Raw genomic sequence first — 16493 nt, 5'->3', positions numbered from 1 at the left:
TCACCACCCCGCCAGCGGCAATGCGCCGCCCAACGTCACACCCAACCAGGAAAATCCCACCCAGCAAATCGTCCCCAGTACCAGACCGATCACGCTGTCGAGCACCAGCCGGCGTGATCCAAACGCATGCGTGACCAAGACAAACGCCAGCATGGCGGTCAAAGGGAAGCCGAGCGATTGCATCGTCAGTAGCGGTACGCCCGCCCCTGCTGCGGCAAAGGCAAAAGCCTTGCGCGACGGTGCGGCGTCGGCCTCGGCACTCTCGGCTTCCTGGGGATCAAACGAGTCACCGCGCGCGATCTGCGCCATCAAGGCTAACCCGAGCAGAATCAGGACCGCGCCGACCAGCATGACAAAAGCCCCCGGCCCGACCCCACCATAGCCCGCCGCGTCTGGCAGCGCATACCCTTGCTGCAGCCAGATCGCGCCAATAATGATCACGGCCAAGGCCAACCACCACGGACGGCGTTGCGGCGTCGCGGACATGACGTTCTCCTGTACGGGAATGGCTTACTTTGCCAGGCCGAGATCTTTCAACACCTGTTCCTGGCGGACTTTTTCCTCGTCCAGGAATTTGGCGAAATCGTCCCCTGCGAGATAAGCATCATCCCACCCCTGTTTCTCCAGGGTCTGCTTCCATTGGGGTGAGGCATGCATCTTTTGAAAACGATCCAGCCACATGGCACGGCCTTCTTTGCTCATCCCCGGCGCTCCCACAATACCGCGCCAGTTCCCGATCACCACGTCCACACCGGACTCTTTGAGGGTCGGCGCGTCAACGCCTGGCAGACGCTTATCGGACGTCACGGCAATGATGCGCAGGCGCTTCTGATCCGCATAGGGCTTGAATTCTGACAATCCCGACAATGCCAGCTTCAATTGTCCACTGACCAGTAAGGGCACCAGCTCCGCGCCGCTCGGATAGGGGATGTAATTGAGCTTGCGCGGATCGACGCCGGCGGATTTGGCGATCAGCCCTGCCGCGACTTGGTCGACACCGCCAATCGAACCGCCGCCGATTGCCAGTGCACCGGGGTTGCTCTTCATCGCGGCGATCACATCGGCTACCGTCTTGATGGGCGAATTCATCGGTACGGCCAGTACATCGGCGTCATCGGTCAATCTGACGAGAGGCGTCACCTGATCCAGCGATACCGGCGATTTATTCAGAATGATGCCGCCGACCAGGATCGCCCCCATCGACATGATGGCGTTGTCGTCGTTCTTGCTGGTGTTGATGAACTCTGCCAAGCCGATCGTGCCGCCTGCGCCGCCCTTGTTCGTGACCTGGAACCCGTCGGTGAAAATGCCGGCCTGCTGCATGACCTGCAGCGGCACGCGTGCCGCGGCGTCATAGCCGCCGCCTGGCCCTCCCGGCGCCATGACCTTTGCCGGTGCGGCCCCCGCTGCCCAGGGCAGCGCAGCCACGACCAATGAAGCCAAAACCCGTGTAATCCCTAGCATGGATGTCTCCTCGATTGGCCGATGCGTGATGCCACCCATCGGCCGTAGCCTGTTTATTGATATACGGCGTAACAGACTTCGATACTAGACAATTTTCGGGCGCAATGCCATGCCGTTGTTTTCGGGGTATTCAGCCAGTAGACAGTTCTCGGCCGGCCGTGGGCCGGCGCCGCACAGCGTCAATATCCCGGAGGTCATGCCGGGGATACCCCTATCAAGCCATCGTCATCAAGCTGGCATTCCCCCCTGCTGCCGCGGTGTTCACGCTCAGGGCCCGTTCGATCACAAGACGCTCCAACGGAATTTGCGTTTCGCCGCTCGCCAAGCCCGTGACGGTCACAATCGCTCCGTCCCGTTGCGAGATCGCCGCCAACGTACGACGCAGGGATTCCTCGTCGCCATGATGAAGGACCGCGTCAAAATTGGCGTGCGCCAGATCGGAGGCCAGCGTGATGTGGTTGCGTACATCCTGCGGCAGGCGGCCATGCAGAGCCACGGCCTGAGCATTCGCACCAGGCCACACGGCATGACTGCCAACCGCCAATATGGCTGCCAACTGATTAAGCCGATCGGCATCATTGTCAGCCAGGCACAACACCGCCTCCCGCGGCAACACCTGATAGGTGTTGCGCTCGCCAGTGGGGCCGGCCAACTCAAACATCGTATCGCTGAAAAACGGCTGCGCAGCTTCCATGGCCTGCCCCTGTGCCCGACGCCACTGGGCCAAAGACGCCTGCGCCGATCGCACCGGAGCGGATTGGATCTGCGTCTGTACCCCAAACGGCTGTGCCAACGCGGCGTCGGGACGTCGCGACAGCAGGCGATACACGTAGAGTGGTCCACCGGCTTTAGGCCCTGTACCCGACAGGCCCTCGCCGCCAAAAGGCTGCACACCCACCACAGCGCCGACGATATTACGGTTGATATAGACATTGCCTGCATGGGCAGCATGCACCACACGGTCAATCGTCTCATCAATACGCGTGTGCAACCCCATCGTCAAACCGTAACCGGTCGCCTTGATCTGTGCGAGCAACAGATCGAGATCTTCGCGGCGATAGCGCACCACGTGCAGGACAGGTCCAAACACTTCACGCTGCAAATCAGCCAGATCCGGCAATTCGATCAGCGTCGGCGGAACAAAGGTGCCCTGCGCCGTACCGGGATCACGCTGGCACAATTGATGCACCGCACGCCCCTTGCCGCGCAGCGTGTCGATGTGACGTTGAATATTGGCTTGAGCCTCGGCATCGATTACCGGACCGATATCATTGGCGATCTGTTCCGGGTTGCCCAGACGCAGTTCTTCCATCGCGCCCTTGAGCATAGTGATCAGACGATCCGCCGCGTCCTCTTGCACACACAGCACGCGCAGCGCCGAGCAACGTTGACCGGCGCTATCAAACGCGGAGCTCAAGACATCGACCACGACTTGTTCAGTCAATGCCGACGAATCCACGATCATTGCGTTCTGACCACCGGTCTCGGCGATCAATGGGATCGGCTGACCGTCAGGTGTCAGACGCTGCGCCACGGTCTTCTGCAGAATTCGGGCCACCTCGGTCGAGCCCGTGAACATCACACCCATCACGCGCGCATCGCCCGTCAACTGAGCGCCCACTGTCTCTCCACGGCCCGGCAGTAACTGTACCGCCGCCTGAGGTATGCCTGCCTGCCACAGCAATTCAATCGCCCGTGCCGCGATCAGCGGCGTTTGCTCAGCGGGTTTTGCCAGCACGGTGTTGCCCGCCGCCAGCGCGGCGGCGACTTGGCCCGTGAAAATGGCCAACGGGAAATTCCATGGGCTGATGCAGACTACCGGCCCCAAAGGCGTGTGCGTCGCATTGTCGAATTGGCTCTGTATCTGGGCCGCGTAGTAACGCAGGAAATCGACCGCCTCGCGGACCTCCGCGATCGCATTGGCATAGGTTTTTCCCGCCTCGCGCACCAGGATGCCCATCAACGGCTTGATTTGCGCCTCCATGAGGTCGGCAGCGCGTATCAACGCGGCGGCACGCTCGGTCGCAGGCGTACTCGCCCAGGCTGGCGCAAAATCATGAGCGGCCTGCAACGCGGCCTCGACCTCCAGTTTGGTGGCCTCCCGCACAGAGCCGACGAGGTCCGAATGCGTCGACGGATTCAGAACCGGCACAGGCAGCGGCACGATATCGTGTGCGTTGGCCATATCCGGCGCAATCATCGGCCCGGCAGCTAATGTTTGACGCGCTGCCTCGGCGAGATCATGGCTCAGCTGAGCCAGCGTATGCTCGTTCGCCAAGTTCAAACCACGCGAATTCACACGATCCCGGCCATACAGATCCGCAGGCATGGGAATGCCGGGATGCGACTCACCGACTTTGCCCTCGGCAAACGCCATTTTCTCGATCAACTCGACCGGATTCTGTACCAAGGACTCGATCGGAAAATCCTGATCCGCGACCTGATTCACGAAAGACGTGTTGGCACCGTTTTCCAGCAAGCGGCGAACCAGATACGCCAGCAGTGTCTCATGTGTTCCCACTGGCGCATAGATCCGACACGGACGGCCCAGCTTGCCGCCGTCCACCGAACCCACCACTTGTTCATACAAGGGTTCGCCCATGCCGTGCAGGCATTGGAACTCATACTGCCCGGGATAATAGCTTTGCGGATCGGCCAGCTCATAAACCGTGGCCAGCGTTTGGGCATTGTGCGTCGCGAACTGCGGATAGACGGCATCGGGCGCGGCCAACAGTTTGCGGGCGCATGCGATATAGGACAAATCAGTGTAGGGCTTGCGCGTGTAGACGGGATAGTCTTCCATTCCCTCGAGCTGAGCACGTTTGATTTCCGTATCCCAATAGGCGCCCTTGACCAGACGGATCATCAAGCGCTGGCCGCTGCGCCGCCCCAGATCGATGATGAAATCAATGACATAGGGACAACGCTTCTGGTAGGCCTGGATGACAAAGCCTATGCCTTTCCAGCCCTGCAACTCCGGCTCAAAGCATAGTTTTTCCAGCAACTCCAGCGACAGTTCCAGGCGATCCGTTTCCTCGGCATCGATATTCAGGCCGATGTCGTACTGACGCGCCAGCCGGGCGAGTTTGAGCACGCTGGGATACAGCTCGGCCATCACCCGGCCGATCTGGGCACGGTAATAGCGCGGATGCAAAGCCGACAGTTTGATCGAAATGCCAGGGCCTTCATACACACCCCGTCCGTTCGACGCCTTCCCGATGGCATGAATAGCCCGCTCGTAGTCCTGGTAATAACGCTGCGCATCGGCCGCCGTCAGCGCCGCCTCGCCCAACATGTCGTAGGAATAACGAAAGCCCTGTGTCTCCAGCGCCTGTGCATGCTTGAGCGCCTCGGCCATGTTTTCGCCGGTTACGAATTGCTCGCCCATCATGCGCATGGCCATGTCTACGCCTTTGCGGATCAGCGGCTCGCCCCCCTTGGCAATCAAGCGCCCGAGCGAGTTCGTCATGCCTCGCTCACTGTGCGTCGCTACCAGCTTGCCGGTCAGCATCAGCCCCCAGGCGGCAGCGTTGACGAACATCGACGGGCTCTGGCCGACGTGTTCTTTCCAATTGCCATGGCTGATCTTGTCGCGAATCAGCACATTGCGCGTGGCCGTATCCGGAATACGCAGCAATGCCTCTGCCAGACACATCAGAGCAATACCCTCTTGCGAGGACAGAGAGAACTCCTGCAGCAAGCCCTGGACCAATCCGGCCTTGCCGCGCGAGGCCTTGCGCGCGCGCAGTGCCGTCGCGATACGGGTCGCCAAGGCCTGGCTGCGCGCCACCATGTCTTCGGGCAAACGCGCCTGCTCCATCAACCAGGGGATTGCGGCGGGCTCCGGCCGGCACCAGGCCTCGGTGATAGCGGCCTTCAACGGCGATTGCGTTGCCAAAGGCGTCAGTTGGGTAAACCGATCAGCAGGGTGGCCGGTGGGCAATAAGGTATCCATGAAAACTTGGTGATGAGTAAATCAGAAACAGAAAAACGCCGAGCATCCCAAAGATGCCCGGCGAACAGAGTCGCGATTGCGCTACTTAAACACTATCGAGTTGTGATCGGTCCACATCCGCAACAGCAGCTTGCGCCGCCGATAAGGCCTGCAAAAACACCGGCGCGCAGATTCCGGCAATGACCGTCGCCAGATCCTGGTCCACCTGGTCGTAGGCATGACGACGGCTCAGCAGATTGAGCGAACCGATCACGCAGCCCCCATGGCGCACTGGAATATTGAAGGCCGAGTGCAGGCCACGGTCGATCAGCAACGACGCCTCGGAAAACACCGTTCGTATATCGTCCTCGTTGCGCGCAATATAAAACTGCCCTTGCTCGAGGACCTGGCGTGACCATGGTCCCGCGCCGGTCGCCTTGAACCCACCTAATGGACTGATGCTTTCATCAGAGGTATGGAGCCGCTTCATCAAACGGTGGTCTTCCAGATAGAGCAGCGACGTAAACAAGGCGTATCCGAAAGCCTGTTTCAGCAAACCCGAGATGGCCTCCCATTGAGCCTGCTCTGTGCATGCCAGGCCCAATGCCCGGGCATGCGCGGCCCATGGCTGAAATGGCGAACTCATGCCTCGATTTCCTCCAGCACCACACCACGGGTGTTCTTGCCAAAGAACAAGATACCCAGGCCGCCAATCAACAGAATCGTCGTCATCATGGCAAACACACCACCAAAGCCCAGGACGGGGTAGGCAACACCGACAATGGTCGGAGAGGCAATCGACCCGACTCGCGCAAAGGCCGAGGCAGCGCCCATCCCGGTCGCGCGAATCGCGGTGGGATAAATTTCAGCGGTGTACGTGTACTGGCCCGCAATCACGCCGTTCATACCAAAGGACAGCAGCATGCTCAGCAAGATGATCTCGGACTCGCCACTGGCAAAGGCCAGCCCCAGCGCGGCCAGGCACGAGAACAACATATAGGCCAGGATGGTGTACTTACGGCCGAACTTGTCATTGAAGTAGGCCGCCGAGAAATACCCCGGAATCTGCGCGAGGTAAATCAGAATCGTGAACGAGAAACTCTTGGTGATCGTAAAACCACGCTCGACCAACAAGCTCGGGATCCACACCAGGAATGCGTAATAGCAAAACAGCACCGTGATCCAGAATACCCAGACCAGTACCGTGGTGCCAAGGTACTTGGCCGAGAACAGCGATGCCAGTTTCGCCCACGCGCTTTGTTGCGGAGCCGCGGGCTTTGCGGCGCCCGACTTGCGCGTCGAGACAGGCATGGGCAAGGGACGCCCCAAATGCTGTTGCACCTGGTTTTCGATGTTGGAGCAGATACGATCGGCCTCGGCCGTTCTGCCCACGTGTTCGAGCCAGCGCGGGGACTCGAACAGTGACTTGCGCCACCACAACAGGAAAATCACCGGCACGGAGGCAATAATCATGATCCAGCGCCAGCCATCATCACTCATCGGCACGATGAAATAGCCCAGCAAGGCCGACACCACGAAGCCAAAAGAGAAGAAACCTGCCAACGCACCGGTAAAGCGGCCGCGATATTTGCTGCTGACGAACTCGGCCAGATACGGCGCAATGATGGCGCCCTCTGCTCCCATCCCGACGCCGGCAATCATGCGCAGGATGTAGAACTCATGGAAATTCGTGGCGAAAGCATTGGCAAAGGTCGCCAAGCAAAATAGCAGCAAGGCCCACATCATGACCTTTTTACGGCCAAAGCGGTCTCCGAGAATGCCGGAGAACAATGCGCCCACCAGAAAGCCCACGTAGGTGCTGCTGGCAATCCAGCCGATTTCGCCTGTCGTCAGGCCCCACTGCGTACGCAGCGAAGGAATGATAAAAGCGATGATGCCGGCGTCCAGCGCCTCAAAAGCCAGCCCGAGGCCGCCGATCATCAGCAGCTTAAAATGAAAGCGGCTGAACGGCAAGCGCTCCAGGCGCTCCGATATAGAAAACATAATGAAATCCGAGAGGGAAGGATGGGGCCTGTCAGCAGGCGTTCTTGTAGACTTGGCCGCGTTGCACGATCAGCTTGATCGAGTCAGTGTCCGTGAGCAGTTCGATGTTTTCCAGCGGATTGCCGTCGATCAACAACAGGTCGGCGTAGGCGCCTTCGACCACTTCACCCAGACGGCCCTCGTGATTGAGGATCTCCGCACCGATCAAGGTGGCTTGCTGAATGGCCTTGGCATTGCCCACGACACGGCTGCGCAGCACCAACTCCTGGGATTGCATATAGTGGGTTTCGCCCAGCAGATCGCTGCCAAAACCCATTTTCACGCCGACTTCCTCGAGGATCTCCAGCGCACGCATGCCATGCGTACGTACGTCCGCGATCTTCTTGACCGAGTCGGCCGGCAAGCCATAGCGCTCGCCTTCATTGGCCAGACCTTCGTACGTAATGACCGTGGGCACCATGTAGACGCCACGTTCCTTCATGAGTTGCGCGGCTTCGTGATCGACCAGATTCCCGTGTTCAATCGTGCGCACACCGCACTTCACTGCGCGGATGATGGCGCGCGCCGTATAGGCATGCGCCATGACATACGTGTTGGCGTTGTCGGCCTCTTCCACGATAGCGGTCAACTCCGCCTCGGAAAAACCCAGGTTTTGAACCGGATCATGCGGAGAAGACACACCGCCCGACGCCATCACTTTGATTTGAGTGGCGCCATTGAGTATTTGCTCGCGCACCGCCCGGCGGCACTCGTCAACGCCATCGACCACTTGGCCGATATTGCCGATTTTCCCGGCGCAGGAGCAGGGATCATCCAGGATGTCATTACGTGCACGGAAATCTGCATGGCCGCCAGTTTGAGACAAGGCCTTGCCAGAGCAGAAGACACGCGGGCCATCGATCAACCCCGACGTCACCGCATCGGCCAGTGCCCAGTCGGCGCCGCCTGCGTCGCGCACCGAAGTAAAACCCCGGTCCAACATGCCTTGCATAATGGGCAACGCACGCAACAACGCCATGGTGTTGGACATGCTCGCCATGCGCCCCAGGTTAAAGGACGAGGCCACGACGTGCACGTGGCAGTCGATCATGCCGGGCATGAGCGTCTTGCCCTGGGCGTCGATCACTTCGGCTTCCGGCGACACCACATCTGCACCGCCAATCTGGGAAATCAGCCCGTCTTCGATCAGCACATTCTGTGCCTCCTCGAGGACCAACGTACGAGTATTGAGGATCTTGCAATTTTTTACGACGACGGGCTTCATAGCGGTAACGATTTAACCAGACAAAATACGACAGGCCGCACTCTACCGCTACAATCGCCTCGAAGGATATGGGGTTCCCCCTTAGAAATTCGACACAAATTTGAACAGCCATATGAGTTTTACTCATACGCCCCATGAGACGCCGCTGCCCCACCCTCTCTGAGCTGAACGCCTTTATCGCCTCGGCACGTCACCTGTCGTTCTCCAAAGCGGGAAAAGACTTGTTTGTGACACAGAGCGCCATCAGCCGGCACATCGCGACCTTGGAAAGCTATCTCGGACACACTCTTTTTTTGCGTACGCCCAATGGACTGCAATTGACTCGGATGGGGACGACCTACCTCAGCCTCATCAGGCCGGCGGTTCGTGCGCTAGAGAGTGCGACATCTCAAGTGATGACAACACAACAGTCCGCTCAGTCGCTCAGCTTGTCGGTCGCCCCAACATTTGCATCACAGTGGCTGCTTCCCAAACTCAAGACCTTCAGGGCGATTCATCCGGATATCTCCATCAATTTTGTGCGCTATACCGTAGCCGACTATAAAAGCACGGAGCTTGATTTCGATGCTTCTATTGAATACGGCTACGGTGACTGGCCCGACGGCACAGCGACGTATTTAATCGGCCGCGAAACTCGGATCGTGTGCTCTCCCGATTATCTCGATCGGCAACGCATCAAACGCTTTGACGACATCAAGCGCTGTACCTTGCTCCAACACATCGAGATTCCCCAAGCATGGGAAGACTGGTTTGCCAGCACCACGGGCGAATACAGCCGGGCCCGCTTTGGACCCGGCTTCAATCTATTCACCATGATCATCCAGGCCGCCGCGTCCGGCTTAGGGGTTGCACTCATACCCGATTGCCTCATCGAACGAGAGCTCGCCACGGGCGAACTCGTCGATGTGTTTCAGCAAACATTTGAAGGCTCACTCGGCTATTACCTCTGTGCACCGACTTGGCGCAGCAACATGGAAAGCTACGATCTCCTGCGTCAGTGGCTGGCGCATGAGTGTCTGCACACGCCATTAACGGGCCTGCCGAAAGACCAACCCATCAGCGATGCGCAACTCGCCGGATGCCGCTACTGCGGCGCGGCACTATCTGCATAATTGCGGCGACGCAAAACTCGATCAGTCTCACTCTTTGGCATCCGCCGCGCCCCAGCCATATTCCCACAAGAAAATCTTGTGAGCAGCTCACGTAAGCCGCTCACAAACCTTTGATTTATATGGTTTTTACTTATATGCATAGTGCATATTGATGTTTCACACTTCGCATGTGAGTACCTAGAATGGTCTCATGTAGGCAGTTCTAGAAACATCTGTGAGCTGCTTACACATCCACTCTAGATGCGGCGGCCATGATCCTTCCCCCTGTTTTTTCTGCACCTGCACATGAAGCAAACAGCGCCTTAAGTTTTGGGGATGACGCCTACGCCCGCGTGCGGCGAGACATACTTTCTTGCCGATTGCCTCCCGGCGCATTTGTGACCGAGCCCGAGCTGATGACTCGGTACGGCATCCGCAAGAACAGTGTGCGTATCGCCTTGGTGAGACTGGCCCAGGAAGGCTTTGTAAAGTCTCGCCCCCGCAAGGGCTACCAAATTGCGCCCATTACCTTACGTGACGTGGAGGAAGTCTTTACGCTGCGGGTTCAGCTCGAACCCCTGGCGGCACGTCTAGCCGTCGGTCGCGTTGACATCGCACAGTTGCGTGAACTCGAGGCCGCCTGCCGAGTGCAACACCCAGTCATGCAACTGAACGACCAGATTGATGCGTTCATGGATGCGAACTCAGCTTTTCATCTGGCCATCTCAGCCGCGTGCGGCAATGAACGGCTGCATCGCACGTTGGCATCGCTGCTGGACGAAATGTCCCGGCTGGTCGCGCTGGGATTTGGCGTTCAAAAGACCAAGCCGGAAATCAAGCACGACCATAACGCCTTGATTACAGCTTTCGAAGACAAGGACGGCAAACGTGCCGAGCTGATCGCGCGGCGACATATTGAGACATTCCAGGCAATGACCATGGAGAAACTGTATGCAAGCCTGGCAGAAACCGGTGCGGCCATTCCTATTAGCGGCCCAGGGAGCTGGCGATGAGTGCCCAACCCGACATCGTATTGGCCGGTAATGCCGCCCGCAGCGCGGCACCCATCGTGCTGCAGGCGACGCAACTCAACAAATTTTATGGCTCGCTGCAGGCCTTGCGCGACGTGTCTTTCGACGTGCGCCGCGGCGAAGTCGTTGCCTTGCTGGGGGCTTCCGGCTGCGGCAAAAGCACATTGCTGAATATCGTTGCGGGCCTGGACTCATTCGATACCGGCGACCTGGACATCGAGGGCCAGCCCACCGCACAATTCAAGCAGTGGCACAAACTGGCGTATATGTTCCAGGAAGACCGTCTGCTGCCTTGGCGCACCGTACGCGACAACGTCGAGTTCGGCCTGGAGGCCCAGTCACTGTCCCGTCATGAACGGCATGAGCGTGCGGAACAAGCCCTGCGCACCGTAGGACTGGCCGAGTTCGCTCAATCGTGGCCTCATCAGTTGTCCGGCGGTATGCGCAGCCGCGTTGCCCTGGCGCGCAGCCTGGTCGTCGAGCCGTCAATACTGCTGATGGACGAACCCTTTTCAAAGCTGGATCCGCACACGCGCAGCCAGATGCATCAGGAACTGCTGCGGATTCAGGCGGCCAGTGGCGCCACCATTCTGTTTGTCACACACGACGTTGAGGAAGCCGTCGTGCTCGCGGATCGCATCGTGTTGCTGGAGCCTCGTCCCGGCCGTGTCAAACAAATCGTCGACGTGCCGTTGGCTCGTCCTCGCTTGCCCACCGACCCGGACACGGCCGAACTGACCCGCCAACTCCGCCTGAAGGTAACGCCATGACGCAAACCGCCACTCGTTCCGTGTGGATCCTGCTGAGTCAGCGTCTGTTCCTGGCGCTGGTCTTCATTGCCCTCTGGGCGCTTGCCGCGTCGCGCATGCCGGCCTTTATCCTGCCCGGCCCCACGAAAGTCTGGGCGGCCATGCAAGCCCTATTCGCCACGCCCACGTTCCTGCACGATATCGGCATGACGCTGTACCGCGTAGCGATGGGCTTTGTCCTGGCCACCATAGTAGGCACGCCATTGGGTTTGGCGCTGGGAGCGAATCGTACGCTGGCCAATTTTTTCGAGCCACTGCTCTCGGTAGTCAATACCGTCTCGTCGGCAATCTGGGCGGTGTTCGCCATCATCTGGTTTGGCATATCAAACGCGACAACGATCTTTGTTGTCTTCATGACCGCCATGCCGCTGATCCTGACCAATGTATGGCAGGGATCAAAGAACGTAGACAAACAGCATATAGACCTGGCGCGCAGCTTTCGCATGTCGCGCACACAGATCCTGCGCAAGATTTATCTGCCCACCATCCTGCCCTACTTTTTCTCTGGCGCCCGACTGGCATTCGGATTCGGCTGGCGGGTGTCGCTCGTGGCCGAAACGCTGGGCTCCTCTGATGGCATTGGATACCGGTTGCGTCAGGCGGCCGATCTGGTGCAAACCGACCAAGTATTTGCGTGGACACTCACGCTGGTCTTGCTGATGCTTGCCCTCGAAGGGGGGCTGTTGAAACCAATGGAACGTCGTCTGTTCCGCTGGAAACCGATTTAAAACTCAACGGAGTTTTTGTGATGAACTGGAAAAAATATCTGCCCGTCACGCTGGCAGCAGCAGCCCTGCTTGCCTCTGCCAATGCCCTGGCCGCCGACAAAGTACGTATTGGCTATTGGAGCAGCGGCGTCAGCCTGGGCTATGGCTCAGTGCTGGAGGCCACCGATTTTCTGAAGAAGCAAAATCTGGACGTTGAATTCATTCGCTTCCCCGATGTCAACGCCCCCTTGCGTGCATTGGCCTCGAACTCGATCGATCTGGCCTTTGGCGCACCCGCCGCAGGTGTATTCAGCAGCGCCGCCGAAGGGGTGCCCATCAAGGTCTTTTCCGCGACCCAGCCCGCCGACGTGCAATTCGTCGTACCCGAAGGCTCGCCGATTACTTCATTGGAACAACTGCGTGGCAAAAAAGTCGGCATGTCGCCCGCCGGCAGTTCCGTCGCTGTCATCGCAGGCGCAGTGCTGGACGGCAACTATGGCATCAAGAACGGCGACTTCTCGCTAGTGGGCGGCAACGAATCCCGTATCGCGCAGTTCCTCGCGCAAAAGCAAGTCGATGCCGCAGCATTGCGTTCCGTCACGATCGCCCAACTGAGCGAACTGAAAGTCACTCGCCTGGGTACGTTTGCCGACGAATGGAAAAAGCTGACCAAGAGCGACTCCGTGCCGTATATCGGCATCGGCGCCGTGCGCAGTGAATTCATCGCGCAACATCCCGATGTGGTGGCTCGTGTACTGGCAGGCATGCGCAACACACTGTCGTGGGGCGAAGCGCACCGGGACGAAGTCGTGGAGATCCTGCAAAAGTCCGCCAACCTCCCCGAACAAGATGCCCGCGTATACGCAGGCCAATGGTCGAACATGAACCGCGTTGCCTTCGAGCCGGCGGATATCGCCACCCTGAAACGTGAGCATCAGGTCTTTACAGAAAGCGGAATGATCAAGGGCGAACTCAAAGAGGACCTGTTTGTTACCGGCCCGTACGAACAATCTAAATCCATCAAGTAACACCCCTAGAGCGTAGAGAGAGAGTTATGAGCAAAACCATGAAAGCACTGCTGTTGAGCGAACACGGCGACCTGGACCAACTGAAGGTTGTCACTGATAAACCCGCCCCCACCGCCACGGCAGGCCATGTAGTGATTCGCGTGGGTGCGTCCTCATTCAACTATCACGACGTATTCACCGTGCGCGGCATGCCCGGCATCAAAGTCCCGCTGCCTGTCGTGATCGGCCTGGATATGGCGGGTGAAATTGTCGAAGTCGGCGACGACGTGTCTGACTGGAAAGTCGGCGACCGCGTCCTGGTCAACCCCTTGAATCGCGCCAAGGGCTTGATGGGCGAAATGCTGGACGGCGGCATGGCCGAATACTGCCTGGTGTCCGCACAGCAACTGATCGCCCTGCCCGAGAAGGTCAGCTACGAAGACGCGGCAGCCTTGCCCGTCGCCTATGGCACCGCACACCGCATGCTGATCACCCACAACACCGTCAAAGCGGGTGATCGCGTGGTGGTGTTGGGCGCCAGCGGCGGCGTAGGCACCGCCTGCGTCATCCTGGCAAAACTGCTGGGTGCAGAAGTCATCGCCTGCGCGGGCAGCGACGCCAAAGGCGAACAACTGCTCAAGATCGGCGCCGACCACGTCATCAATTATCGCGAGACCGATTTCTCGAAATGGGCCATCGCGCAATATGGCAAGCCCCAGCGCCGCACCGACGAAGGCGGCGTGGATGTCGTCATCAACTTCACCGGCGGCGACACCTGGGTGCCATCGCTGAAATGCCTCAAGCGCGGCGGCACCTTGCTCGTCTGCGGCGCCACGGCAGGCCATGACCCGAAAGAAGATCTGCGTTACGTGTGGAGCTTCGAATTGAACATCAAGGGTTCGAACAGCTTCTACGACGACAACCTCAAGGCCCTGTTGGACATGGTGGCCGACGGCAGCGTCAAACCCGTCATCGATCGCGTCGTGCCGCTGGAACAAGCCGCCGAAGGGCTGGCATTGATTCGCGACCGCGAAGTGCTGGGCAAAGTCATCGTCAAGCCCTGATTTGATGCCCGTTTCGAAACTATTTCCCTGAATATTTCACCATCCATATCATGAGCGAAACCACACTCCCCACCAAAGAAGACATCCAGGCCCGCCTGCGCCGCGGTCCTTATCACGAATGGCTGGGCATCGAAGTCCTGTCCGTATCCGAAGGCGAAATCGAACTGTCCGCCAAATGGCGCGAAGAATGGGTCGTCAACCCCGACGGCGGCTACACCCATGGCGGCATTCTGGCAGCCTTGGTCGATCTGACGGCTGACTGGGCACTCGTATCGCAGACCGGACGCGGTGTTCCCACCATCGACCTGCGCGTGGATTACCACCGCGCCGCGATGCGTGGTGACCTGCATGCCAAAGGCAAAGTCATCAAGTTCGGCTCGCAGGTTTCGATTGCGGAAGCCTATGTGTACGACGCCGAGGGCAAGCTGCTGGCCAGCGGCCGCGGCGCCTATTCCACGCCCAAGCCCAAGGCCTGATCACCCGGCGCGTCCTGGCACAGATGCCGGACGCGCCACTCCAACCGGCCTCGAATTCTTTCCCATTGCCACGCAGTCCGTATCATGACTACTCTGAAGAACCTCGGTGACCTGATAGACCCCAAAGCCGATCCGCAGCAAATCGCACTGATAGGGCTGGATGGCAAAGTAGGAACGCCAGAGACTGCGCAGCAATATACCTATGCTGAAGTCGATGACCTGGCGCGCGGCGTTGCCCAGGCCCTCCTGTCACAGGGGTTTCAGACCGGTGACCGCATTGCCATCCTCGCCGCGAACTCAGTGCCCTATATCGCCACAGTCCTGGGCATCATGCGCGCTGGACTCATTGCAGTCCCAGTCAACTTCAAGTTCCCGCCTGCGCTGATCGACTACGTACTGCAAGACAGCGGCGCACGTCTGGTGCTGCATGATCAAGCCCGCGCCACGGCCATTCCCAGTCATATTCCCCGCGTCGCGCTGGATACGCCGGAGTTCGATGCCTGGCGCGCCGAGGGCAGCACATCCTCATATATACCTGGCGATAACGACACAGCGCTGATGCTGTATACGTCCGGCTCCACCGGCAAACCCAAGGGAGTACGGCTATCTCATGCGGGCCAGTGGTGGACCGTCGATACGCGGCGCAAAGCGACTCCCTTGGCATCTGAACGCGCACTGATCGCCGCCCCGCTGTATCACATGAATGCGCTGGCCCTGGCCTTTCTATCATTGGCCAGCCATGCGACGACGGTCTTGCTGCCTCAGTTCACAGCGGCAGCCTACATCGATGCCATCGGCACTTATCGCTGCACGTGGCTGACCGCCGTGCCGCCCATGATTGCGATGATGCTGCGCGAGCGCGATCTGCTGGCACACGCCGATCTGTCATCCGTTAAGGTCATTCGCATGGGCTCTGCCCCGGTCAGCGCCAGCCTGCTGACACAGATTCACGCCCTGTTTCCGGCCGCACGCGTCATCAACGCTTTTGGAACGACCGAGGGCGGCCCCGTCGTATTTGGCCCGCATCCGGCAGGATTATCCACCCCGACGATGTCGGTGGGTTATCCGCACCCCTCGGTCTCCGTACAGTTGCTGCCGGGCCCCGGCGATGGCCCGGAACAAGGCATTCTGACGCTGCGCAGCCCGGGTTTGATGCAGGGATATCACCAACGCCCTGACCTGGCGCTGCCATTCACCCCGGACGGCCATTACATCACCGGCGACGTCTTTCGCCGCGATGCCGATGGCTTTTACTATTTTGTCGGCCGACGTGACGATATGTTTGTCAGCGGCGGTGAAAACATCTACCCCGGTGAAGTCGAAAAAATGCTCGAACAGCACCCTGCCGTTCAGCAAGCCGCGGTGGTGCCGGTCGACGATGACATCAAAGGCACCAAACCCGTGGCGTTCATCGTGTTACGTGCCGGCCAACATGCCGACACCGAACAGATCAAACAGTATGCGTTGGCAAATGCGCCCGCGTATCAGCACCCGCGTCAGGTCTGGTTTGTCGACGCGCTGCCTCTGGCATCGACGAACAAGATCGATCGTCATCAATTGCTGGCAGAGGCTGCCAGGCGATTGAGCCTGGATCCCCAACATGTGAACTGATCCCGCACGCAACATCATGTCGTTGATAGCG

At 59.1% G+C, this 16493-nt stretch carries 14 protein-coding genes; 8 read left to right on the top strand and 6 right to left on the bottom strand.

Going from position 1 to position 16493, the window contains the following annotated elements:
• From ACYVI2_RS20905 to ACYVI2_RS20880, 6 genes are all read right to left on the bottom strand, one after another.
• A complete protein-coding gene (locus tag ACYVI2_RS20905; protein ID WP_415820415.1) occupies positions 1–486 on the bottom strand; it encodes a tripartite tricarboxylate transporter TctB family protein in 486 nt (161 codons plus the stop codon).
• Positions 487–510: 24 nt separating this feature from the next.
• Entirely contained in the window at positions 511–1464 is a 954-nt protein-coding gene (locus ACYVI2_RS20900; RefSeq protein WP_415820416.1) for a tripartite tricarboxylate transporter substrate binding protein, read from the bottom strand.
• Positions 1465–1678: 214 nt separating this feature from the next.
• A complete protein-coding gene (gene putA, locus ACYVI2_RS20895) occupies positions 1679–5419 on the bottom strand; it encodes a trifunctional transcriptional regulator/proline dehydrogenase/L-glutamate gamma-semialdehyde dehydrogenase (RefSeq protein ID WP_460490348.1) in 3741 nt (1246 codons plus the stop codon).
• Between the two features lie 85 nt (positions 5420–5504).
• Positions 5505–6044, bottom strand: a complete 540-nt coding sequence (locus ACYVI2_RS20890) for a GAF domain-containing protein (RefSeq protein WP_415820419.1) — start codon at positions 6042–6044, stop codon at positions 5505–5507.
• Positions 6041–7402: an MFS transporter gene (locus tag ACYVI2_RS20885; RefSeq protein ID WP_415820420.1), complete on the bottom strand. Its 1362-nt coding sequence runs from the start codon at positions 7400–7402 to the stop codon at positions 6041–6043. The genes ACYVI2_RS20890 and ACYVI2_RS20885 overlap by 4 nt, the downstream gene beginning before the upstream one ends.
• Before the next feature lie 31 nt (positions 7403–7433).
• Complete coding sequence (locus ACYVI2_RS20880) at positions 7434–8666, bottom strand: metal-dependent hydrolase family protein (protein ID WP_415820421.1); 1233 nt, start codon at positions 8664–8666, stop codon at positions 7434–7436.
• A 134-nt stretch (positions 8667–8800) separates the two neighbouring features.
• Between ACYVI2_RS20880 and ACYVI2_RS20875 the strand changes: the two genes are divergently transcribed.
• The 8 genes from ACYVI2_RS20875 (at position 8801) to ACYVI2_RS20840 (ending at position 16462) form a co-directional block, all read left to right on the top strand.
• The gene (locus tag ACYVI2_RS20875; protein WP_415820422.1) at positions 8801–9778 is read left to right on the top strand and encodes a LysR substrate-binding domain-containing protein; all 978 of its coding nucleotides are present in this window, start codon (positions 8801–8803) and stop codon (positions 9776–9778) included.
• A 251-nt stretch (positions 9779–10029) separates the two neighbouring features.
• On the top strand, positions 10030–10770 hold the full coding sequence (locus ACYVI2_RS20870; protein ID WP_415820423.1) for a GntR family transcriptional regulator: 741 nt from the start codon (positions 10030–10032) through the stop codon (positions 10768–10770).
• Complete coding sequence (locus tag ACYVI2_RS20865; RefSeq protein WP_415820424.1) at positions 10767–11558, top strand: ABC transporter ATP-binding protein; 792 nt, start codon at positions 10767–10769, stop codon at positions 11556–11558. Before ACYVI2_RS20870 ends, ACYVI2_RS20865 begins: the two co-directional genes overlap by 4 nt.
• Positions 11555–12325, top strand: coding sequence for an ABC transporter permease (locus ACYVI2_RS20860; protein WP_415820425.1), 771 nt, complete (start codon positions 11555–11557; stop codon positions 12323–12325). Before ACYVI2_RS20865 ends, ACYVI2_RS20860 begins: the two co-directional genes overlap by 4 nt.
• A 20-nt stretch (positions 12326–12345) precedes the next feature.
• Positions 12346–13332, top strand: coding sequence for an ABC transporter substrate-binding protein (locus tag ACYVI2_RS20855; protein ID WP_415820426.1), 987 nt, complete (start codon positions 12346–12348; stop codon positions 13330–13332).
• A gap of 38 nt (positions 13333–13370) precedes the next feature.
• A complete protein-coding gene (locus tag ACYVI2_RS20850; protein ID WP_415820427.1) occupies positions 13371–14375 on the top strand; it encodes a zinc-binding dehydrogenase in 1005 nt (334 codons plus the stop codon).
• A gap of 50 nt (positions 14376–14425) precedes the next feature.
• Positions 14426–14851, top strand: coding sequence for a PaaI family thioesterase (locus ACYVI2_RS20845; RefSeq protein WP_415820428.1), 426 nt, complete (start codon positions 14426–14428; stop codon positions 14849–14851).
• An 84-nt stretch (positions 14852–14935) separates the two neighbouring features.
• Positions 14936–16462, top strand: coding sequence for a class I adenylate-forming enzyme family protein (locus tag ACYVI2_RS20840; RefSeq protein WP_415820429.1), 1527 nt, complete (start codon positions 14936–14938; stop codon positions 16460–16462).
• Positions 16463–16493: the final 31 nt, after the last annotated feature.

Source organism: Bordetella tumbae (assembly GCF_054780995.1).
Note: the sequence above shows the minus strand (reverse complement) of the source record. Positions and strands in the feature narration are given on the sequence as shown.

Excerpts from the sequence above, each read along its gene's own strand:
- ACYVI2_RS20875 (WP_415820422.1), top strand. The coding sequence starts at position 8,801 with ATGAGACGCCGCTGCCCCACCCTCTCTGAGCTGAACGCCTTTATCGCC.
- ACYVI2_RS20880 (WP_415820421.1), bottom strand. The coding sequence starts at position 8,666 with ATGAAGCCCGTCGTCGTAAAAAATTGCAAGATCCTCAATACTCGTACG.
- ACYVI2_RS20870 (WP_415820423.1), top strand. The coding sequence starts at position 10,030 with ATGATCCTTCCCCCTGTTTTTTCTGCACCTGCACATGAAGCAAACAGC.
- putA (WP_460490348.1), bottom strand. The coding sequence starts at position 5,419 with ATGGATACCTTATTGCCCACCGGCCACCCTGCTGATCGGTTTACCCAA.
- ACYVI2_RS20865 (WP_415820424.1), top strand. The coding sequence starts at position 10,767 with ATGAGTGCCCAACCCGACATCGTATTGGCCGGTAATGCCGCCCGCAGC.
- ACYVI2_RS20885 (WP_415820420.1), bottom strand. The coding sequence starts at position 7,402 with ATGTTTTCTATATCGGAGCGCCTGGAGCGCTTGCCGTTCAGCCGCTTT.
- ACYVI2_RS20900 (WP_415820416.1), bottom strand. The coding sequence starts at position 1,464 with ATGCTAGGGATTACACGGGTTTTGGCTTCATTGGTCGTGGCTGCGCTG.
- ACYVI2_RS20850 (WP_415820427.1), top strand. The coding sequence starts at position 13,371 with ATGAAAGCACTGCTGTTGAGCGAACACGGCGACCTGGACCAACTGAAG.
- ACYVI2_RS20890 (WP_415820419.1), bottom strand. The coding sequence starts at position 6,044 with ATGAGTTCGCCATTTCAGCCATGGGCCGCGCATGCCCGGGCATTGGGC.
- ACYVI2_RS20840 (WP_415820429.1), top strand. The coding sequence starts at position 14,936 with ATGACTACTCTGAAGAACCTCGGTGACCTGATAGACCCCAAAGCCGAT.
- ACYVI2_RS20855 (WP_415820426.1), top strand. The coding sequence starts at position 12,346 with ATGAACTGGAAAAAATATCTGCCCGTCACGCTGGCAGCAGCAGCCCTG.
- ACYVI2_RS20860 (WP_415820425.1), top strand. The coding sequence starts at position 11,555 with ATGACGCAAACCGCCACTCGTTCCGTGTGGATCCTGCTGAGTCAGCGT.
- ACYVI2_RS20845 (WP_415820428.1), top strand. The coding sequence starts at position 14,426 with ATGAGCGAAACCACACTCCCCACCAAAGAAGACATCCAGGCCCGCCTG.
- ACYVI2_RS20905 (WP_415820415.1), bottom strand. The coding sequence starts at position 486 with ATGTCCGCGACGCCGCAACGCCGTCCGTGGTGGTTGGCCTTGGCCGTG.